This window comes from Staphylococcus nepalensis (genome assembly GCF_014635045.1).
GTDB lineage: Bacteria > Bacillota > Bacilli > Staphylococcales > Staphylococcaceae > Staphylococcus > Staphylococcus nepalensis.
Window position 1 is genome coordinate 146,781 of record NZ_BMCF01000001.1, and the last position, 21,732, is coordinate 168,512.

Here is a 21,732-nt window from a genome sequence, read left to right on the forward strand (position 1 = left end):
AATGCCTACAAATAACATTGTCTTTACAATGATTTTTGTAAGCACTATCATTGAATTTAATAAGTGTTCCCACTTATTAAAAATGTGTTTGGGAGGTAATGGCATATGAGTTATAGTATTGGTATCGATTACGGTACAGCATCTGGTCGTGTGTTTCTAGTAGATACTTCTAATGGTGAAATTATATCGACCTATATTAAAGCATATCCGCATGGCACGATTTCTGGTTCGTTAAACGGACGTGATTTACCGCACAATTATTTTTTACAGCATGCTGAAGACTACACCAAGATTCTAGAAGAAGGCGTACAACACGTTTTAAAAGATGGCAACGTTGATCCTTCAAGTATTATTGGCATTGGTGTTGATTTTACAAGCTGTACTATCGTCTTTTTAGATAATGATTTCAAACCATTACATACACATGAAAATTTGAAAGATAATCCACATGCTTATGTCAAACTCTGGAAGCATCACGGCGCTCAAGAAGAAGCTACGTTTATGAAAGAAGTGAGCGATAACCATAACGTTGGTTGGTTAGACTTTTACGGCCATAGCGTCAACAGCGAATGGATGATTCCTAAAATATTAGAGGTTAAACACAAAGCACCTGAAATATTAGCTCAAAGTGCGTATATTATGGAAGCTGGTGACTATATCGTTAGTTTATTAACGAATAAAAATATTCGCTCAAATTGTGGCATTGGTTTTAAAGGGTTTTACAGTGAAAAAGATGGCTTCAACTATGCTTTCTTTGAAGCGGTTGATCCAGAATTACCGGCAATTATAAAAAATAAATGTGAAGCGCCCGTAGTAAATATTGGGGATAGCGCTGGCAATTTAGCAACTTACTATCAAAAATTATGGGGGTTAGCTGAACATGTCCAAATTTCTCCATATATTATAGACGCACATTCAGGGGTACTTGGCGTTGGAGCAATTGAGCAAGGCGAATTCACACCAGTTATTGGTACAAGCACTTGTCATCTTATGCTTGATCCTAAACAAGTGTCTATTCCCGCTATTACCGGTTCAGTAAAGGATGCTATCATCCCTGGCTTATACGCTTATGAAGCAGGCCAACCTGCAGTAGGTGATTTATTTAATTATTCAGCAAGCCTCGCTCCAAAACATATCGTAGATCAAGCAGAGCAACAAGGTATCTCAACGTTAGAACACCTAGAAAATTTAGCTTCTGATATACCTATTCATAAACAACACGTAACCATATTAGATTGGCACAATGGCAACCGCAGTATATTAAGTGATAGTAATCTTACCGGAAGCATCTTTGGTTTAACTTTACAAACACCATTTGCAATGATTCATCGTGCGTGTATTGAAGCCACAGCATTTGGCACTAAAATGATTATGCAGCAATTTGAAAAAAATCATATCCCTGTAAATACTGTATACGCAGCTGGAGGCATTCCAATCAAAAGCAAACTGTTAGTAGATATATATGCAAATGTTCTAAATAAAGACGTCGTCGTTATGGATTCTTCAAATGCTACAGCCTTAGGCGCAGCAATGCTAGGTGCAAATGTGGGGGGCGCGTATCAATCCCTAAAAGAAACTGTCCATCATATGAAACAACCTGTATATTATCGATTGCAACCTGACTCTGAAAAAGTCCAACAATATGAAAAATTATTTCAGCGATACAAAGCGCTACACGATTTGTTAGGAAAATCCTATGCTGCCTTATCATATAGAGAAAATTAGAACTATATAAATAACCAAGTATAGTCAAACTCATTCGTTTGTTATACTTGGTTTTTGCAGTTATATATTCATTTATTGTTCTTTATATGTTTTATCAATCTTAGTATATTGGTTAGCATATTTGTGACTCGGACCATACTTGTTTGTTTTTCGTTCACTATCTAAACAAGCAATCACTAGGAAATAGATACCAAATCCTATATAAAATACATAGATTAACACGATAATGATAACATTTACTATATTAGTAGATTCTAAATCTTGAAAGCCAATAATTAGTAATATAATGTATGTAATGATTGATACACCTAAATAACTAAGGGGCAGTACCATCGATCTACCTGTATCATGAAATCTTCTGATAAATAAAGCCCAATTGGGTATTAATGTTACTAATCCGTAAATAGCAAAATAAATAAAACTAATAAACAAAAAGAGCACACTGCCCATAACTGCACCTTCAGAATGAGATGCAGTGCCAGCTATTAATGCAATTAATCCTATAAGATATAAGATACCGCCGGGTATTAGAAAAATGATATGCCATAATACCATATACCAATACTCACTTCTTCGCGCGCGACCTTTAAAATTTAAATAATTTTTCCAAAACAACTTAAATGCTTCGCCAAATCCGACTTTCCTTTCCAAATGATTCCCTCCGCTCCAAATTCATTTGATATCATTAGTGTTTAACTTTATTATAGTCTTGATATGTCTTACTGAATTTTTTCAATATTTAGGCAACTTACATTCCTTATTCTACCAAAGTTTTAACATAGTGATAACACAATTTTACAAATTTACAAAAAGTGTTTAAAAACACTTAATTTTATAAACTATTAAATGGAGGATTAATAAATGGATTTTTTACAACGTGATACAGTTACTATCGCTAAAGATTTACTTGGTGTGCGCGTCATTTTCGAGGATGATTTACATACTTTTACTGGCTATATAGTTGAAACAGAAGCGTATGTTGGTCAAAATGACCAGGCAGCTCACGGATTTAATGGTAAACGAACACCCAAAGTAGAATCTTTATACAAACGTGGAGGTACTATTTACGCTCATGTTATGCATACGCATTTACTCATCAATTTCGTTACTCAACTAGAAGATGTACCGGAAGGCGTACTCATACGCGCCATTGAACCAGAAGAAAACATTGAAGTGATGCGTTTAAATAGAAAAAAAGATGGCTTCGAATTAACAAATGGTCCTGGAAAATGGACAAAGGCATTTAATATACCAAGATATTTAGATGGCGCTCGTTTAAATGAAGGCCGTCTCAAAATTGATACTAAAAATCGTAAGTATCCTAAACAAATTGAAGCAACACCAAGAATAGGTATCCCGAACAAAGGGGAATGGACACACAAGCCACTTCGTTTTATCGTTAAAGGCAATCCTTATGTTTCAAGAATACCGAAACGTTCAACCGTCTCTGCTCAAGAAACTTGGCGTCACTAACCAATAGGTACAGTATCAATCAAAATGAACTGATTGATACTGTACCTATTTAATATTTCATTTTTATTTATTATTGTAATGTCTTTTTATCTTTATCAAGTAAACCAAATTGAATTGTAATTACTGTACAAATAACTAATACCACTGGATAAAATGTGTATTTTAAAACTTCTATATAAGACACATCCCCATACTGCTCAACCATTAACATGCCACTATCGTGAGGTAATAACATTAAAGCAGAACAAGCAAATATATCTAATAAACTAGCCATGCGTTTAGGTGGCACTTTATATTCATCACCAATTTCTTTAGCGATCGGAGCAGAAATAATAATCGCTAATGTATTGTGTGATAAAGCTGCAGAAAGTACACCAGACATTAAACTAATTACATATTCAGCACTTTTACGTCCTCTTGCCTTCTCTTTCATTGTTTTAATAATCCAGTCAATACCACCATAATATCGAATCAATGCAACAAGTCCCGAAACTAGGAAAGCTACTAGAAAAATAAGGAACATACTTTCCATACCTTCACCAATTGCTTTAGTGAATTGGAACACACCTAAATTTCCTTGAACCATTCCTAGCATCCCAGCCATGACAATACCAATAATCAGCACTAATATAACGTCTAAGCCTACTATTGCAGCTACAAGCACAAATAAATAAGGCAAAATATTAATAAAATTAAAGCTTAAATCACCTTCAACTTTGCCTGTGCCACCAACAAACGCATAAATAATTGCTGTGATAAGTGCTGCAGGTACAGCAATCAATACGTTCATCTTGAATTTATCTTTCATTTTGGCACCCACCCCATTGGTAGCTGCTATGGTTGTATCGGAAATAATCGATAAATTATCACCAAAATAAGCACCAGCTATGACAGCTGCGCCCGCTGCTGCCACACTTAGATCTGCGCCTTGTGCCACAGCAACACCAACAGGTATAAAAGCAGCTTGTGCACCAGTCGATGTACCTAGTGTCAACGCAGCAAAACCACTCATAATAAATATACCAGGTATAAGTAAACTAGGAGGAATAACTGAAAGCCCCATATTTACCATAGCTTCTTTGCCGCCCATTTCAGACGTAACAGTAGAAAAAGCACCAGCTAATAACAGAATTAAACCTAAGTTAACAATACCTGAGTTTCCTGCATGTTCTGTGAATATCTCTACTTTTTTAGTAAATTTAGTTTTTCTATCATAGCATGTCCAGGCGATGATGATACCTATAAAAATAGCCACATGTCTCGGCAATTGATCAAAAGCATTTTCTTTTCCCATCATTGTAAATGTAATACCGACACCAATATATAAACCTAAAAATATAACTAATGGCAGAAGCGCTAAAGCACCGTATTGCTTGTCACTTCTATTCTTTTCCTGCATAATACTTCTCCTTATTATTATCGTCATTTTATATGGCTTACAGTATATCAAAAAAGTGACTAAGACAGAAATATTAAAATTTAAATTGCTTTTTATTCCTATATATATAATAAGTGTTAAACCTTTAAGCAATGTAAAAAGCGGAACAATGAAATCTAAATATGATTTCTGTTCCGCTCTTGTTGACTTATACAAACTATTTTTCTAACTATTAATTAACTTTTCATTTAATTAATTTCTGCATTACCTGTATCTGTTTCAATATGGATGAGATGTCTGCCATTGCCTACTTGTTTATTTTTAAATAAGCGGTCATTAATTGTTAGTTCTCCGATATCACTTTCAAATGCTACACGTGTGTTTTTAGGCCGTTGGTCACCATACTTCATAGATACATTGCCCACATCTGTTTTCACATTAATTGGCTTATCAGCTGGCATATCGTCTATTTCAAAATTACCCGTATCTGATGCAAACTCTCCAGAATTAAACTGAGTATGTGCTATATGAACATTTGCAACATCACCTTTACTAATCAATCGATCAAATTCAGAATTTTGAATCGTCATCTCTGATACGTCTGCATATAATTTGGCATAGTCAGCATACACGCTATCTAATTTGATAGAACCTGAATAAGTATTCACATCCAAATGATCTAATGATTTAGGTAACGTGACTACTACGTGATTATGTTCAAAATCTAAAAAAGAGATATCGCTTTTATTATCTAACGCTTTATCTTTTACATAAAGTGTACCGTTTTTAACATTTGTATTCATATGCGTTTCACCTTTTGTTCCACGTGATTCAACTTTAAATTGATCTCCTTTTTGGATCGTCACGTTACTCTTCTCTAAATCTACGTCCAATTTATTTATATGATCTTGGTCATACACTTTATGATAATTCACAGATGTTTCCTTTGATTTTTCATTTTCTATTTTAAATTGTTGAATCGCGCCAATACTACAAAAAATCGTTATAACCAAACCGATTATAAAAAGGATGATTAATGTTTTTTTCATGAAACTGCACTCCTTTTCACGACTTTAATATTCCATCTAAGATACTTCACACAAATTAAATAAAACGCTTTTGAAATTAAATACGTGATGACAAAAAGCATCAAACCGACACCAAATACCGCTCCTACTGCGTAAACATCAAAAAGCAAGACATATTCAAATCCTTCAATCATTCCTTTTATTAGTAATAATACTGGACTAAATACGAATGAGATGGTCGTAATAATTAATGAAATAACAATACTCAAGATAAAAACAAATGGAACTAAAATAACAAAGAAGTTTAATAAACTTAAACCCATCACTGCAAAAATAGCATTCCCAACATCACCAAATTTATTACTATGTTCTGCTTTTTCAACGGCTGCAGTAGCATTTAATTCTTTCGCTAAATTTCTAGGGTCACCAAGTTCAGCCGAAATTTGCGCCTCTGTTTTTCCTTCTTTAAACCCACTATAAAAATGCGTTTCATATTCATTCAATATGTCTTGTCTTTCTTCATCAGAAGTATGCTTTAAATGTTTATGCAACTGCTTTAAAAATTCATTTTTAGTCATTTATATCACTCTCCTTAATAAATATCTCTACAGTATCTGAAAATAACTGCCATTCTTGTAATAAATCTGCTAATCTTTGTATACCTTGATCAGTAATACGGTAATACTTTCTAGCGGGGCCTTCAGTAGAAGGTTGATAATACGTTGTAAGCTCACCATTTTTCACCAATCTTCGTAATAATGGATATACAGTTCCTTCTGCGATACTCATATGCCTAGAAATGTTTTGTACTAACGAATAACCATATTGGTCATCTTTTTTTATTATGAGTAACACGATAAGTTCAAGTGCCCCTTTTTTAAATTGACTGTTCATTAGTTACCTCCTCTTAAAAACCAGTACTATACATTACACAGTAGCTGTTAAAAACAATATAGCACATACTACTGTACAATGCAAAGTACTATGTTATATTTTTAAAAGTAATATATATACTTGCTTACGAATCACATATTTTTTAAAATGTAGATCAACAGTTTTGAAATCGTTACCATTAATTCTGTTTATTATTTAATTCTAAACTAGCTTTATGTTATTTACATATGTATAATGGTTACTATGGGCTTTTTGTAAGCTCTTTCTTTATGATCAATTTGCACATCACTTCATTTACATAACAACACTCAAGAGATTTACTTGAAATTTAAGGGGGAATGAAAATGCTAGAGCTAGATGCAATTACTACTTTAGCGCTCGCAAGCATGTTATACCTTTTAGGTATCTACATTGTGAATCATGTTTCAATATTAAGAAAGCTATGTATTCCTGCACCTGTAATCGGCGGTTTATTGTTTTCAATTCTAGTCGCTATTTTACAATCAACACAAATCTTAACAATTAAGTTGGACTCAGAATTCATTCAAAATTTCTTTATGCTTGCATTCTTTACAACAATTGGTTTAGGCGCTTCGTTAAAATTATTGCGCTTAGGTGGAAAAGTATTAATTTTATATTTTATTTTTTGTGGTATTCTTGCTATTTTCCAAAACTTAATTGGTATTTCATTAGCAAAAGTATTAAATATATCACCATTACTCGGTTTGACTGCTGGCTCAATGTCTATGGAAGGTGGCCACGGCAATGCAGCTGCATATGGCCAAACCATTCAAAGTATGGGTATTGATTCTGCATTGACTGCTGCTTTAGCTGCAGCGACACTAGGACTTGTCGCTGGTGGTTTAATTGGCGGTCCCGTTGTAAAATTCTTGATAACTAAATATAATTTAAAACCAGAAAATGCCGAAGAGACAACCAAAGACTATGGCAATGTTAAATCTAATGAATATTTACGTAACCGTATGAATCCTACTACTATCTTTTTCTTACAATTTACAATCGTTGCTATTTGTATGGCAATTGGATCATATTTAGGAAATACATTCTCTGATTTAACGGGCATCAATATTCCAATTTATGTTGGCGCTATGTTTGTAGCAGTGATTATCCGTAACATTTCTGAATATAATAATTTAAATCTAATTGATATGAAATTTATAGATAATATCGGTGACATTTCATTAAGTTTATTCTTATCTATCGCTTTAATGAGTATTCAACTTACTGAAATCTATCAATTGGCCATACCGTTAATTATTATCGTTTTAATACAAGTATTATTTATCGTTCTTTTCTCTGTATTTATTGTTTTCCGCGGTTTAGGAAAAAATTACGATGCCGCAGTTATGATTGGTGGCTTTATTGGTCATGGTCTTGGTGCGACACCAAATGCTATGGCAAACTTAGATGTTATCACTAAAAAATTCGGTGCTTCACCGAAATCATATCTCGTTGTACCTATCGTTGGCGCATTTTTAATCGACTTGTTGGGTGTACCGATTGTTACAACATTTATTAATATATTCTAACCATAAAAGTCAATTTCGAGATAAAGAAAGCCTGAGACATAAAGAAAAAACATGTCTCAGGCTTTTATGTGTTTATCTGCAAGTCCAATGACTGGACATAACATATACGCATTATTTATAGGCAGTATTCAAAATTTCAATCTTATTATGCTATTGCCTATATTATACTTTGATTAAGACATTTTTTACGTCTCAATCACTTGCCTCATTATTCTATTTTTATAAATCCAAAGAAACATTTCATTGTAACTAAACATAAAACATCGGTTAGAAAATATCGATATTTCGTTGATCAATCCAAGATTGTAGCTTAGGGCCAAAAATCATTTGTGCATTTTTCAAATCTTTAGGTGAACGTGCATCTAACATTGTCATAATCTTTTTCATATGTTCAGTAAATTGTTCTGTATAGTTAAGTGTTTCAGTAATGCCATAATTTTCAACTTGATTTAAAAACGGCCGTGACATGCCTACAGCACTCGCTCCTAAAGCCAAACATTTTATAACGTCTAATGGTGAGCGCACGCCCCCACTAGCAAGTATATCCATGTCTCTTTGATAAGAAGTACTTTCTAGCAATGATTCAACTGTAGTTTGCCCCCATAAACTTAAATAGTCCATGTCTTTATAACTACGTCTTTCATTCTCAATATCTACAAAATTCGTACCGCCTCGTCCACTTACATCTACATATCTGATACCAATTTCATGTAATTGTTTAATTGTTTCTTTACTCATGCCAAATCCTACTTCTTTTATAATCACTGGTACATCTACACGCGCTACGATTTGTGCAAGATTGTCCATCCAAGTTGAAAAAATCCTATTTCCTTCAGGCATCACTAGTTCCTGAGGCGCGTTTACGTGCACTTGTAAAGCTTGCGCGTCTAACAAATGCACAGACTCTACTGCTTTATCTACCGGCACATCGGCGCCCACATTGCTAAATATTATTCCGTTCGGATTCGTTTCACGAACAATGGTAAATGATGAAGCCATTTTACTATTACGCAACGCCGCATGTGTAGAACCTACTGCCATTGCCATGCCACTTTCACGTGCAATCATTGCTAATTTCTCATTAATCTGTTTAGTCCATTCGCTCCCACCAGTCATTGCATTAATATATAGTGGTTGGCTCAGTGTAAAATCTTTAAGTGAACTTTCAAGGTTAATGTCACTGACATCTATACTTGGAATCGAGTGGTGTACAAATCGAATTTCATCAAAATCTGAGATTGTCGCATCAGTTTGAGCCATTGCAATCTCAACATGTTCATTTTTTCTTTGTTCTCTTTTAAAATCGCTCATTGTTCGCTCCTACCTTCAATACTTATTGTTATCTTACCTACATTCCATAGTCATTTTTTAAAATCATTTAGCTAAAACCATTTTTCTTTTTTAAAATAAATAACGCAGCCTACGCTAATACATAACATAAGCACCAATACAATATAATAACCATAATACCACTTTAGTTCTGGCATATTCACAAAATTCATGCCATAAATGCCTGTAATCAATGTTAAAGGTAAAAAAACTACAGATACCAAAGTGAGCATTTGCATAATTCGATTCATTTTATATGAAGCATACGAGACGAGATTGTCTTTAATCTCATTTGTCATTTCTTGACATATTTTTAAAATATTTTGTTGTTTTATCATGTGATCATCTATGTGCTGAATATACAAATCATTTTTATCATTCACTAATAACTGACTGCTTTCTTTTAACTGATCTACCAGTACTTTCATTGGATATATAACACGTTTTAATTTAATCAGTTCTTGACGTATCATAAAAACGTCATCCATATCCGTTTTCATGGAGTCATAATGCGCTTGTCTATCTTCAAATGCATATACCTTATCTTCAATATCATATACTAATTCAAAATAGCTATCTACTACGTAATCTAAAATGCTCATCACAATCTCTTCAAGTTGAAGACCACCAAATGCGCGTTCTTTTATATTCTCTTCTACTTGTTTTAAAACATTAAATGGTTGATGGTGATATGTAATGAGTAAACGATCTTTAATAAAAAGATTTAATGCTTTTGTGTTAAACGTTTTACGATTCAACCCATGGATAACAATATATTGATATGAATCATATATTTTGTATTTAGCCCTTGGTGTCCCGTTCACTGTATCATCAATTTCGAGTTTATTAAAGTTAAAATACGTTTGTAAAAAATTATTTTCAGCATCTGTTGGTTGGTTTAAATCACACCATACAAATTGTGCGGTATCAGGTATGTCGTCTAAACGATCAACTGGTGTTAATTTGTTTTCGTGAGATAAATATTTAATTGTTATCGTCATAGCTCACCCCGGACATCATTTTCTTTATTTTATCATGAAATGATATATGTGTATGTTATATACTATTTTTAGTAGACTGATATTAGATATATTTCAATAATTAAATGGTAACTATTAATAAAATAAGGAGAGGTACCCATGAATGATCCTTTTAAGGTAACACAAGTTGTTACAAGCGATATGATAGATCATAATGGCCATGTACATGATGCTAACTATAACATGGTGTTTAGCGAAGCGATTAACCAATTTAATTACATACATGGATTATCATTAGCGGAGCGCAAAACATTAAACTATACACTATTCACCGTTGAAGAACAGACTGCTTATTTATCAGAATTAACTGAAGGTGATGTGTTTACCATCGACATATATATTTATGATTACAACGAAAAAAGTGTACATTTCTTTTCAATCATGTCTAAACAAGATGGCACAAATGTAGCAACTAACGAAGCAATGATGTTAGGAATTGATCGGACTAACAGTAAAACAGCGCCCTTTCCTGATCATTTTGCGAAACAAATAAGTCATTATTATGACCATCAACAACGCATCGATTGGCCCAAACAATTAGGTCATCGTATCCGTATATCTAGATAAGGAGTGCTTACAAATGTCACAAAAAATGATAGACGATGTAAATATTCAACTATATGATTTAATAGACCAAACTAAAGCTGAATTAAGCGAACTCAACCAAAATAAACAACTTGTTATCAATGGTCCTGATAGCCAGCTTATACAACGTGGATTAGATATTAGCTATTTACAAGGACAAAAACAAGCTATAGACACAATTAGCTCTTTAATAGAACAACATCCATCAGAAAGAGATTTTCTCGAGAAGTACACAGAGTATGCTCAAAAAACTTCACAAGCATTTGAAAAATCTAATTTAGAATTTAAAATGATGAGCATACCAACACAAGATTTCAATGTATTTTTGGGACAACATTATAGATTAAAAGGGACCCAAACTGTGATTGCTTCCATCAATTCAACGGTAAAAAAGTATTTTTAACACGCAGTCAACAATAATAACTGGACCTACAAAAGTCTAATGTACACACTTTTGCAGGTCCAGTAATCTATGTTCAATCCCATGCATTTTTCATAACAACTTTAAAATCCTCAATTAGCTAACGTTTGTCATGAAGCGTATTCACAACTTCTTTAACAACTTTATGTGATTCTCTAATAGGTAATAATGCAAAAGCATTCACCATTCTTTTAAAGGTAAACAATTGCACCGGCTGTCTCATACCTTCTAAAATATAAGCTAATTTTTTCATATCTGGCAGATATATTTCTCGTCCACCGCCAAATATATATATCGGCGGCAATCCAAATAATTTTCCATAAATAGGCGATATTCTACTATCATTTAACGGTAAATCTCCAGACCATACTTTCATGATTTTCTGTAAACCATCTGTATTTAAAATGAGATCTTTTTCTATTAAATCTTTGGTGATAAGCTCATTGTTTAGTTGAGCATCTAACATTGGCGAAAATAAATAAACTTTAGCCGGCAATGGTAAATTTTCAGACACTAGTTGTTGAACAAAGCTGAGCGCAAGCCCTCCGCCTGTACCATCTCCCATTACAACAATATCTTCATTACTACATTCTTGTAATAATTGTTCATATACTTTATGAATGGCTGCATATGTATCTTCAATATGATATTTTGGCGCTTTAGGGTAAATAGGTAAAACAACTTCATATAAAGTACTCAAAGCAAGCTTGTCCATAAACCGCCAATGAAACGCAGAGGGTTGCAAAACATTATATCCCCCATGAATATATAAAATTTTCTTTTGCTGGCTATGTCTAAAACGAAATCTAAACAATTGCATATCATTTATCATTTGTTTGTCTAAGTCAGATTTTACATTCAATGTTTCAGGCTGTTTATGCTTCTTTTCATTCATCGTTAATCTTTTTTTAAGAAATTGTTCAAAGTTATGTTTGTCATTAAACATAATTGAACGATGTGGTAATAAATATTTATTAACAAATTTTGTTGTTAATCTTGACTTCATTTAAAATCAGTCCTATCTTTTTATAACAAATTTCCAAACTTTAGAAATTTTGTATTAATTTGGTTTTTAAAATAAATAATGTGATAAAATTAAAATAATGACATAAAAAACGAAGTTATAATAGAAAGTGAAAATAAACATATCACTCGTACTGTATTAAATAAAATCAAAGCGTACAACTTCATTAACTAAAATGTAACAGTTATCCAATATTATAACAAAATAAAAGTCATAGAATAACAATATAATAAATAACTGCAGTGAAAGGAGTAAGTTATGACAGCAAACAATCATCAATTTAAAGATTTTGAACACACCCTCACAAGTGAGCCAATGCAACGTGGCACACGTTACGGGAAAAAGAAGAAATCTTGGGTTAGTCTTATCATACAAGTCATCGTATTAATCTTAGTTGCAATTTCTGGATATAGCATGTTTAAAGAGCCGATTTTCAATTTAGTCTTTGCAAACGAAACTGTTAATTTTAAGGAACTTACCAATTTCCAAGAAACAATTAATAATTTTACTAATTTAAATATTAATATAGAAAGCATCGACAATCTACAAACGAGTATCGACAGATTAATCTTAGTCTTTTATGTATTCTTTATTGCTTGTATATTAAGTATCGTGTTAACTATTTTCACTGTATTCTTTAACAGAACGGCTTTAAAAATCGTTAATCTATTTGTTATAGCGATTATGCTTGTGATTACTTTCGGTTTTTCTTACTTAATTAAAAACATAGCATCAAGAATCGCTGATTCAATGAACCAATATTATATCACAGTAGATTCAACACAAATTTTAACAGAAGCTAATGCTATACATAATGCTTTTATTTTATTAGGGTGTAGTATAGCGTTACTTCTCATCAGTTTGTTCTTTAGAAATCGTAAACCCCGCATATAGACAGTAATTCCAATCTAAAAAAAGAGCCTGGGACATAAATCCCAGAAAAATAGCACTCAGATGATTTAATTCAATTCATCTGAGTGCTTCTTTTTTATTCAATACTTCGTATTGTTGGCTCGCTTTCTTAGGGGACAGCTTCAGCCTGTAGTCTTCAGCTTGTCCAATTCCCTCAAGAGCCTCACCAAAATACGTGACATTTATATGTAATTTTACATTAAAATACTTTAAAAAAATAAGGCCCTTACGTGTAATTTAATAAATACCACTAAACTAAATTAACGAGATGCCTTATGTATAAAGATTATAACATGACTCAACTTACACTACTAATGGGAACCTCAGTTCTTATCCCCACAAATGATATGTCACGACATGTTAATGAAATCGTTGAAACAATACCTGAAAATGAATTCGATGAATTCAAACATTATCGTGATGCTACATCATATCATCCCAAAATGATGTTGAAAATTATTCTATATGCCTACGCACAATCCGTATTTTCTGGTCGTAAAATAGAAAAACTGCTTAATGATTGTATCCGAATGATGTGGCTGTCACAAAATCAAACATCTTCTTATAAAACAATTAATCGTTTTAGAGTAAACCCTAAAGTAGACGCCTTATTAGAATCTTTATTTATTCAATTTCACAGCCAATGTCTGAAACAAAATCTTATAGATGATAAAACTATTTTTATTGATGGTACAAAATTGGAAGCTAATGCCAATAGATATACATTTGTTTGGAAAAAGAGTATTCAAAACTATGAATCAAAAATGAATGAAGATTCTAAAGCCCTATATCATGAATTAGTGAAAGACAAAATCATACCTAAGATTAAAGAAGATAATGATCATGAATTAACACAAGAAGAAATAGATTTAATTGGTACTCATTTGGATAAAGAAATCGAAGATTTAAATCATTACATTGAACATGAAAAATCTACTCGGTTAAGAAAGCAAACACGTCAAAATCGAACTTGGCTTTGTATTAATGGCACTTAATATAAGAAAAGTAGTAGCTCAACGAGCTAACTATAATCAAAACAATTATGAAAAAGGCAATTTCTATATTATTTCAATAGAAATTGCCTTTTTTCACTTGTCCGAGAACTTTATGTCCCAAGCTCTTTGCATAGGCAACAAGTGTCTGCAATAGGAATATAATGCGCTACTTTTAATTGAGGTACGTTGGCGAACCTTATATATGTGTTTGATTCATGTAATCTGCTTCACCTAGCCCTTTTTATTCTTCATTTGAAATATAATGCGCTTTTCCTTTTAAGAAAAGACTTAAAACAAATGCTAATGCGCTGAGTACTGTGGCAATGAGGAATGCACTATTGACCCCGTTAATTGAAGCTAGTTTTTGAACAAATTCTAATATTTGAGAAGTAGCCATTTGCTCTCCACCCATCGCTTGTGCCATTTCTTGTAAACGATCTTTAATAAATGGATTGGTTTTATCTAAATCTTGTGCGTAACCAGCAGCGTATTGTGTCGTTTGTGTTGACATTACTGTGACTAATAGTGCTGTACCAATTGAACCAGCCAATTGTCTTAAAGTATTAGACAAAGCATTACCATGTGCAATAAGCCGTGATGGTAATGCATTCATACCAGCAGTCATAATTGGCATCATAACAAAACTCATACCAAACGAGCGCACAATGTAAATCATCATTAAATGGCCGTAAGTTGTGTTCATATTTAATTTCGTTAATTCCCAAGTAGCATAAGTCATAATTGCAGTACCAATTAAAGCGAGAGGCTTAATACCAATCGTATCTAATAATTTTCCTGCTATAGGGCCCATGACACCCATAATTAATGCACCTGGTAATAATAAAAGTCCTGATTGTATCGGTGTAAAACCTCTTAAGTTTTGTAAATAAAGTGGCAATAAAATCATACCGCCGAATAAACTCATTGTTACAATCATATTGATAACAGTAGTTAAAGTAAAGCCTGAATATTTTAATACTTCCATACTTAGCATTGGCACACGCATTGTAAGCTCTCTAATAACAAATGCAATGATAAATATAACACCTATAACAAGTGACACTACAACAATTGGAGAACCCCAAGAATTATTACCTGCTTCACTAAAGCCGTATAATAATGCACCAAAACCAATTGTACTGAAGATGATACCTGGCACATCTGCTTTTGGATTGGTAGTGACTTGATATACTCTAAACCATATATAGGCAACTGCTAATGAAATTAAACCTACGATAAACATACCATAGAACATAATATTCCAATGGTAGTTTTCTACGATATAACCGGATAATGTCGGTCCAATCGCGGGTGCTAAGATCATTGCTATACCAAGTGTCCCCATTGCTGCACCACGTTTTTCAGGTGGAAATATAGTCATGAATACATTTGTACCAAGTGGCATTAAGACACCGGCACCTATCGCTTGAAGCACACGACCTACCATCATGATAGCAAATGAACCTGACATACCACAGACCAGAGAGCCTATGGTAAATAATACCATTGCTATTAAAAACAATTTACGATATGAATATTTATTAAATAAATACGCACTAATCGGTATCAAGATACCATTCACTAACATAAACCCTGTCATAAGCCATTGACCAGTATTTGCAGATATATTAAAATCTGTATTTATTTTAGGCAATGCCACGTTGAGTAAAGTTTGATTTAAAATAGCTATAAACATACCAAAGATCATCGCTACTAAAACTTTTCCTTGAGAGGTGCCTTTTCCAAACATAAATGTGCTATGTTTAGCTTTCAATTTTTCATTTACTTGAGCTTCTTCTGAATTTGAATTTATTTTTTCATAATCAGTGTCATTTGGATTGTGTAAATTATCCGTCTCTTCACTGAATGTTGATTGCTCATTTTCTTCATTTAGATTATTTGTTTCGTTATTCTCTTGAGCTGTTGTATTTTTGACTGATGCGTCTGTTGATGTTTCATCACTTTTTACTTTAAATTTAGATTGATAACTTTCGTTAGAAGCAATGCTTTCATGTTTAGATTGTTCCAAAGTTCGGCTTGTTTTTTTCTTTTTTCGTTTTATAACAAAGAAATTAAGTCCACCGATAAGAATGAGCGCTATGACTACGTAAATAATAATGAAGGTCATTGTCATTTTAAGACCCCCTTAATTTTTATGAATTTTAACTTCAGCGTTCATTCCTGGAACAACGTTTTTAGATGGTTTTGAGTCTAGAGAAATTTTTACTGGTACAACTTGTGATACTTTTGTATAGTTGCCATCACTGTTTGATGAAGGCATTAATGAAAAACTTGAAGCAGTAGCTTTACCTACTTCTTTTACTTTACCTTTCAATTCAGCTTCTTCACCATCTAGTTTAATATTTACATCTTTACCTTCTTCAACATCCGCTATATCTTTTTCATCAACATTAGCAGTAACGTATGTTTCATCTAAATTATAAGCATAAGCGATTGGCGTTCCTGCTTGGGCCATTGAACCTTCCATACCATCAACTTTGACAATTGTACCTTGTTTAGGCATTTTAATATCCATATTTTGAGCCTGTCCTTCTTCGCCTTTTGCAGCTATCTCTGCAACTTTGTCACCTTCACTTAATTTTTCATTATTTTTAATATCAAGTGATTTGATTTCACCAGAAGCCGGAGCTGAGACTTTAATTTGTTCTCCATCGACTTTGGCATTATCCGTACTTACATATGATGTTGCTTGATTATAAAAATGGAATCCTACTACTCCGATAATTACAAGCACAACAATGGTAATGACATTTATTAATACCATTTTTTTCATTACAGTTTCCTCCTATTTGCATTTAAAATTCACCTTATATATTATAAAGAGATGAAAAATAAAAATATACCAACACTTATATAAAATGTGTTGGATACATTATTTATGTTTGATAAAGGAGTTACTATGAAACAATATGCTAAGCGTAAAATAATATTTAATATGATTTCATTGTTAGAATTACATCCGTTTGAAAATATTACTATTAAGATGCTATGCGCTTATAGTGGGGTAAATAGAACAACATTTTATGATTATTTTGTGGATAAATACGATCTTTTATCAACGATACAAGCACATCATATCCAAAAGTATAAAACCCTTTTAAATTGTTTATACGAAAGTTCAGAACAAATTTCAGTTAATCAGGTGAAACTATATCAATTTTTCAAAATCATTTTACGGTATATTTACCGTCATTACGGTTATTTCCATGCTATTTTAGTCACACATCCTAATCGTGATTTATTTTTTGATTATATAGAAAATACTCGAGCAACTTATACAAAAATTTTAAATGACCATACAAATGTATTAAATAAAAAGCATTTTGTAATTTATGCACTAGGCGGTCAAATGGGTCTCGTTTATGATTGGATTAAAGAGGGGTGTACACAACCCATTGATGAATTAGCTCAAATTTTGCTAGCCAACACCATTAAATTAAAACGCTAATTCATCTTATTTTTGACCGACAAACATAAAAAAGTACGCAAAATTTAATTAATTCTTGCGTACTTTTTTGTTCAATTTAAAATTATTTTCTTTTTCTTAAATATAAAATAGTTTGTTATTTGTAAAACTACTAATAAAATTCCTGCTAATAAGATAATTGATACATAAGGTGTATAATTTTCTTCCCCCATTACTCCTACAAGTGGTGAGATCGCTCCACCTAATAAATATTGTACAAGTCCAAGTAAACTGGATGCACTTCCGTTGCCACCAGTGCGCTCATCCATTGCAATTGAAAAACCTAAAGTAGCAACACCTGTAACCGGTGCTACAAGAATAATAAAACCAATAAATAACATCCAAATCGACAAATGGTTCAGCAAAATAATCGTAACTGATATGATGCCAATCAATTGCACACATGTTAAGATACGGAGTAATGTTTGAGGATGTATGTAATCAACGAGTTTACCTGTCAACTGACTTGAAATAATGAGGCTAATGCCAATGACCGCAAACATTATACTAAATTGCTGTGGCGACATTGCGTATATACGTTGACTGATAAAAGGAGATGCTGAAATATAACTAAACAATATGATAAATGTAACCCCTTGAATCAGCATCGGTAATACAAAACGAGGCGTTAGGAGTAATTGTTTAAAATTCTTAAATATACTTATGATGTGAGGGCTATCTCTGTGTTCAGTAGTTAGTGATTCTTTGACTTTGAACATCGTACCTAAAAACATGAGCACGCCGAATATCGTCAATATAATAAATACCATGCGCCAAGTAGAAAAAGACAAGATAACGCCACCTAAAGCAGGCGCTAATACAGGCGCAACGCCATTGACTAACATCAATAATGCTAAAAATTTTGTTAATTGTTTCCCACTATATAAATCGCTTGAAATTGCTCTCGAAATGACTGCGCCAGCTCCTCCACAAAATCCTTGTACAAATCGTAAAGCAATCATCCACCAAATGTTATCTACAAAAATAATGCCTATACTTGCCAATGTAAATAACATCATAGCTATCAAAAGCGGTTGCTTACGCCCAATTGCGTCAGAAATTGGTCCTGTAAATAAATTACCCATTGCTAAACCAATCATAAATAAAGACAAAGTTAATTGTGAATTTGAAGTTGTGGTATTAAAATCAGATTGTATTTGAGGCAATCCAGGTAAAAACATGTCTATTGATAACGCACCGATTGCAGTCAAAGCACCTAGTATAATAACAAAAATAAGTGATTGTTTATGTTGTTGGTGTTCCATCATTACTTTACTCCTATCGATAAACTTGTAATACTCAAGCCCTTTGGGTATCTTTTAGTATAAATATTACCATATTGAACATTTGATTGATTAGTAAATTGAAATCATTATTACTATTATAACTTTAGTTTAAAAATATTAATATAGTTTATTATTTTTTATTTGATATAAAAAAACTAAGCAATAATTTAAATTATTGCTTAGTTTTTCACTTATATTTATTACTTTAACAAACTGCTGTTTCTGTATGATTTATACTACTCGGAATACTTTACAACTTTAAGGTTGCTCGCATCATCATCGCCTTCAAGTTGATAATCTACTTCACCGTATTGTCCGTCTTCTTTTACTGTCTGTGCCTTAACGTAAAACGTGTCTCCTTGTCTCACAATTTCAGTAATTTGTGGTTGAGGCAAATAAAACATAGTATTACCTTGCACCTCATTTTTAGTAGATTTATAATTATCGGTATTTGTCTTGAGATAAGATGAAACCAAATTAAAATTGCTTTGACTATGTGCACTATTCATTGCCGCAGTATAATTACCGAAAAAATTAATCACCTTATTTCTAAAGCTATTTTCCTCTTTTTCTTTTTTATCTACATAATCTTGAATTTCATCACTATCGAAGTTTAATGTGACACGTGTTTTATCTTTTAAGTTGTCGGTTTTAATAACCGTTTCAGCTGATTTAAATGTTTTTTTCTTCGCTTGACCTTCTGCAGAGACAGTTAATTCTTTCGTTTTTGGATATGGGCCTATTTCTTGGTTTTTCGCATAATCATACGTTTTATCATTTACTTTTACTTTAACCGTGTCTTTATCAATTTCTGAAGCGCCTTTTAAGTCAACTACTATATAGGCCTCATTAAAGTCTTCTGAAACATCTACTGTTTCATGATTACTATTATTAAAATTAAATTTAAGTTCACCGCTAAATTGACCATTAGCCATTTCTTTTTTAGCTTCAATCATATAATTGCCAGGGATAAATTCACCTAAAACTGTTGTCTTATTTTTCTCTGCATGCACAGTTCTTTGCTTATCATTTGCTTTGAATTGATAAGTTGTATCATACTTCGGTTTAACAATAGCTTCTTTGGTAGGAGCCGTAAAACTCATATTATCAAATATTAAATAGCGTCGTCCATTTTTGCTGATACGCAAAACCTTTTCGCCGTTTTTTGCTGTAACATAATCTTCTTCGTTGGTTTGACTAGCGTTTAAATCTGTTACTTTTTGATTTATATCTTTAACGAATTGGTTCATACCGACTTCATTTTTTATATATTTGATATATGCCTTGGCTTCATTTTCATCTACACTATTATTTTGAGTACTTAATAAAGTGGATAACTTTTGTGTATCGTTATTATCTATAGCATTGATCAATATTTCTGATTGTGCTTCTGGCGAATTAAAATTTTTCAATAAGATAAATATAATCAAAATCAGGATAATAATAAAAGCTGCAATCCCCCAGGGGATAATTTTTCTTGCTTTGATGTTCATTGCTTTTTTGTTTTCTTTGGTAGATCGAGTCATTTTTTCACTATCTGTTGACTCTATACGATAGCCACAATGACTACATCTTCGTTGTCCTTTTCTTATATTTTCCCCACATTTAGGGCACTTTTGCATTTTATCACCTCGCTACTACCCAATTTTTTACATTATTTCGTTATTTTAACATATCCTGATCTTAAACTATACGGCATTAGCAAGCCATTTCTACTTATTTATGGTATATTTTAAATTGCATTAAATTCATTTTACACTACATAACTTCTATTATATGTTTATTATGTTTCAATTGATATACATCGTTAGTCCAATGACTTGTAAGCTATAAAATTAAAAAGCCTGACCATCCATGCTCTTGAAAACTGTATATAGTTAAAAAACATAACCTCAAATAAAATAGTTACTAAATAGACTTATAGTCATCTAGCAACTCTCAATCCATATATTTTAAACTGTGCTTTCTAGCTTTATATTAAATAATTATCATTAATAGGCATATTAATGGTTATGTTTTGTAATGAAATTTTTTAACCTTTGATCTATAATTTCTAAAACGTAACGTGCTTGTTCAATTTGTTCATCGGATAAATCGTGTAAAATATCACTTACAATATCATTAATAATTGCTTTACTTTGCTTATTAAATTGTTTACCTTTTTCCGTTAATTTAATATATTTTAACCTTTGATCTATATTTTCTTCTGATTTGTCCCATTGAACAACTTCTGCTTGTATTAGCTTTTTAATTCTACGGCTGACAGCAGCTTTGTTTACGCCCTGTCTTTCGGTTATTTCTGTTAATGTCATCGCTTTTTCGTTTTCTAACATTAATATCACATTGGCTTGCTCTCTTGATACGTTATAGTCTTCTCGTAACTCTTTTAATAATTTAGCTAATAAAGTATTCACATCATCTATAAATTCTCCCATAAAATCAATATGACTACTTAAATTTTTAACCATAACTTCTCGCACCTCTACCATTCTAGCTCACTTATGTAAACGTTATTTTTTTTATATTATGTTAATAATATCAATATTCTCTGCTGTATAAAAGCAATAATTACAAATAATTGGAGTTTTAATTTTGAAATAAGGAG

The 21,732-nt window shown here is 32.3% G+C and carries 20 protein-coding genes and 1 pseudogene; 8 read left to right on the plus strand and 13 right to left on the minus strand.

The window, feature by feature from the left end; genetic code table 11:
• Window positions 1-105: 105 nt before the first annotated feature.
• Window positions 106-1,725 carry a ribulokinase gene (locus tag IEU88_RS00790; RefSeq protein ID WP_103373274.1) on the plus strand — a complete coding sequence of 540 codons (1,620 nt, stop codon included), beginning with the start codon at window positions 106-108 and terminating at the stop codon, window positions 1,723-1,725.
• A gap of 72 nt (window positions 1,726-1,797) precedes the next feature.
• Here IEU88_RS00790 and IEU88_RS00795 read toward each other — a convergent pair whose 3' ends face one another.
• Entirely contained in the window at window positions 1,798-2,376 is a 579-nt protein-coding gene (locus tag IEU88_RS00795) for a DUF805 domain-containing protein (protein ID WP_103373275.1), read from the minus strand.
• Window positions 2,377-2,586: 210 nt separating this feature from the next.
• Here IEU88_RS00795 and IEU88_RS00800 point away from each other — a divergent pair, with 210 nt between their 5' ends.
• Entirely contained in the window at window positions 2,587-3,198 is a 612-nt protein-coding gene (locus IEU88_RS00800) for a DNA-3-methyladenine glycosylase (protein ID WP_096808583.1), read from the plus strand.
• Window positions 3,199-3,268: 70 nt separating this feature from the next.
• On the opposite strand, the gene IEU88_RS00805 is transcribed toward IEU88_RS00800, so the two are convergent.
• From IEU88_RS00805 to IEU88_RS00820, 4 genes are all read right to left on the minus strand, one after another.
• Window positions 3,269-4,597 carry a Na+/H+ antiporter NhaC family protein gene (locus IEU88_RS00805; RefSeq protein ID WP_103373276.1) on the minus strand — a complete coding sequence of 443 codons (1,329 nt, stop codon included), beginning with the start codon at window positions 4,595-4,597 and terminating at the stop codon, window positions 3,269-3,271.
• 227 nt (window positions 4,598-4,824) lie between these two features.
• Window positions 4,825-5,625 (minus strand): DUF4097 family beta strand repeat-containing protein, encoded by an 801-nt coding sequence (locus IEU88_RS00810; RefSeq protein WP_103373684.1) that lies wholly within the window; start codon window positions 5,623-5,625, stop codon window positions 4,825-4,827.
• Entirely contained in the window at window positions 5,622-6,182 is a 561-nt protein-coding gene (locus tag IEU88_RS00815; protein ID WP_103373683.1) for an HAAS signaling domain-containing protein, read from the minus strand. Before IEU88_RS00815 ends, IEU88_RS00810 begins: the two co-directional genes overlap by 4 nt.
• Window positions 6,175-6,498: a PadR family transcriptional regulator gene (locus tag IEU88_RS00820; RefSeq protein ID WP_103373682.1), complete on the minus strand. Its 324-nt coding sequence runs from the start codon at window positions 6,496-6,498 to the stop codon at window positions 6,175-6,177. The genes IEU88_RS00815 and IEU88_RS00820 overlap by 8 nt, the downstream gene beginning before the upstream one ends.
• A 344-nt stretch (window positions 6,499-6,842) precedes the next feature.
• On the opposite strand from IEU88_RS00820, the gene gltS reads away from it, so the two are divergent.
• The gene (gene gltS / locus IEU88_RS00825) at window positions 6,843-8,048 is read left to right on the plus strand and encodes a sodium/glutamate symporter (protein ID WP_096808578.1); all 1,206 of its coding nucleotides are present in this window, start codon (window positions 6,843-6,845) and stop codon (window positions 8,046-8,048) included.
• A 267-nt stretch (window positions 8,049-8,315) separates the two neighbouring features.
• Here gltS and fni read toward each other — a convergent pair whose 3' ends face one another.
• Window positions 8,316-9,359: a type 2 isopentenyl-diphosphate Delta-isomerase gene (fni, locus tag IEU88_RS00830; protein ID WP_103372879.1), complete on the minus strand. Its 1,044-nt coding sequence runs from the start codon at window positions 9,357-9,359 to the stop codon at window positions 8,316-8,318.
• A 71-nt stretch (window positions 9,360-9,430) separates the two neighbouring features.
• On the minus strand, window positions 9,431-10,378 hold the full coding sequence (gene corA / locus IEU88_RS00835) for a magnesium/cobalt transporter CorA (protein ID WP_103372880.1): 948 nt from the start codon (window positions 10,376-10,378) through the stop codon (window positions 9,431-9,433).
• A 138-nt stretch (window positions 10,379-10,516) separates the two neighbouring features.
• On the opposite strand from corA, the gene IEU88_RS00840 reads away from it, so the two are divergent.
• Both IEU88_RS00840 and IEU88_RS00845 read left to right on the plus strand, forming a co-directional pair.
• The gene (locus tag IEU88_RS00840) at window positions 10,517-10,984 is read left to right on the plus strand and encodes a thioesterase family protein (protein WP_103372881.1); all 468 of its coding nucleotides are present in this window, start codon (window positions 10,517-10,519) and stop codon (window positions 10,982-10,984) included.
• Between the two features lie 13 nt (window positions 10,985-10,997).
• Window positions 10,998-11,405, plus strand: coding sequence for a hypothetical protein (locus tag IEU88_RS00845; protein WP_096808575.1), 408 nt, complete (start codon window positions 10,998-11,000; stop codon window positions 11,403-11,405).
• 118 nt (window positions 11,406-11,523) lie between these two features.
• On the opposite strand, the gene IEU88_RS00850 is transcribed toward IEU88_RS00845, so the two are convergent.
• Window positions 11,524-12,429, minus strand: coding sequence for an alpha/beta hydrolase fold domain-containing protein (locus IEU88_RS00850; protein ID WP_096808574.1), 906 nt, complete (start codon window positions 12,427-12,429; stop codon window positions 11,524-11,526).
• Between the two features lie 276 nt (window positions 12,430-12,705).
• Between IEU88_RS00850 and IEU88_RS00855 the strand changes: the two genes are divergently transcribed.
• Both IEU88_RS00855 and IEU88_RS00860 read left to right on the plus strand, forming a co-directional pair.
• On the plus strand, window positions 12,706-13,341 hold the full coding sequence (locus tag IEU88_RS00855) for a hypothetical protein (RefSeq protein ID WP_096808573.1): 636 nt from the start codon (window positions 12,706-12,708) through the stop codon (window positions 13,339-13,341).
• A 293-nt stretch (window positions 13,342-13,634) separates the two neighbouring features.
• A pseudogene (locus IEU88_RS00860) lies at window positions 13,635-14,330 on the plus strand (transposase); the annotation flags it as partial.
• 265 nt (window positions 14,331-14,595) lie between these two features.
• On the opposite strand, the gene IEU88_RS00865 reads toward IEU88_RS00860, so the two are convergent.
• Window positions 14,596-16,488 (minus strand): DHA2 family efflux MFS transporter permease subunit, encoded by a 1,893-nt coding sequence (locus tag IEU88_RS00865; RefSeq protein ID WP_103372882.1) that lies wholly within the window; start codon window positions 16,486-16,488, stop codon window positions 14,596-14,598.
• Between the two features lie 12 nt (window positions 16,489-16,500).
• Window positions 16,501-17,148 carry an HlyD family secretion protein gene (locus IEU88_RS00870; RefSeq protein WP_096808571.1) on the minus strand — a complete coding sequence of 216 codons (648 nt, stop codon included), beginning with the start codon at window positions 17,146-17,148 and terminating at the stop codon, window positions 16,501-16,503.
• A 126-nt stretch (window positions 17,149-17,274) separates the two neighbouring features.
• Between IEU88_RS00870 and IEU88_RS00875 the strand changes: the two genes are divergently transcribed.
• Window positions 17,275-17,823: a TetR/AcrR family transcriptional regulator gene (locus tag IEU88_RS00875; RefSeq protein ID WP_103372883.1), complete on the plus strand. Its 549-nt coding sequence runs from the start codon at window positions 17,275-17,277 to the stop codon at window positions 17,821-17,823.
• Between the two features lie 71 nt (window positions 17,824-17,894).
• Here IEU88_RS00875 and tcaB read toward each other — a convergent pair whose 3' ends face one another.
• From tcaB to tcaR, 3 genes are all read right to left on the minus strand, one after another.
• Window positions 17,895-19,106 carry a putative multidrug effflux MFS transporter TcaB gene (gene tcaB / locus IEU88_RS00880; protein WP_318270776.1) on the minus strand — a complete coding sequence of 404 codons (1,212 nt, stop codon included), beginning with the start codon at window positions 19,104-19,106 and terminating at the stop codon, window positions 17,895-17,897.
• A gap of 257 nt (window positions 19,107-19,363) precedes the next feature.
• A complete protein-coding gene (gene tcaA / locus IEU88_RS00885; protein WP_096808568.1) occupies window positions 19,364-20,749 on the minus strand; it encodes a membrane-associated protein TcaA in 1,386 nt (461 codons plus the stop codon).
• A gap of 381 nt (window positions 20,750-21,130) precedes the next feature.
• Window positions 21,131-21,595: a MarR family transcriptional regulator TcaR gene (tcaR, locus tag IEU88_RS00890; RefSeq protein WP_096808567.1), complete on the minus strand. Its 465-nt coding sequence runs from the start codon at window positions 21,593-21,595 to the stop codon at window positions 21,131-21,133.
• Window positions 21,596-21,732: the final 137 nt, after the last annotated feature.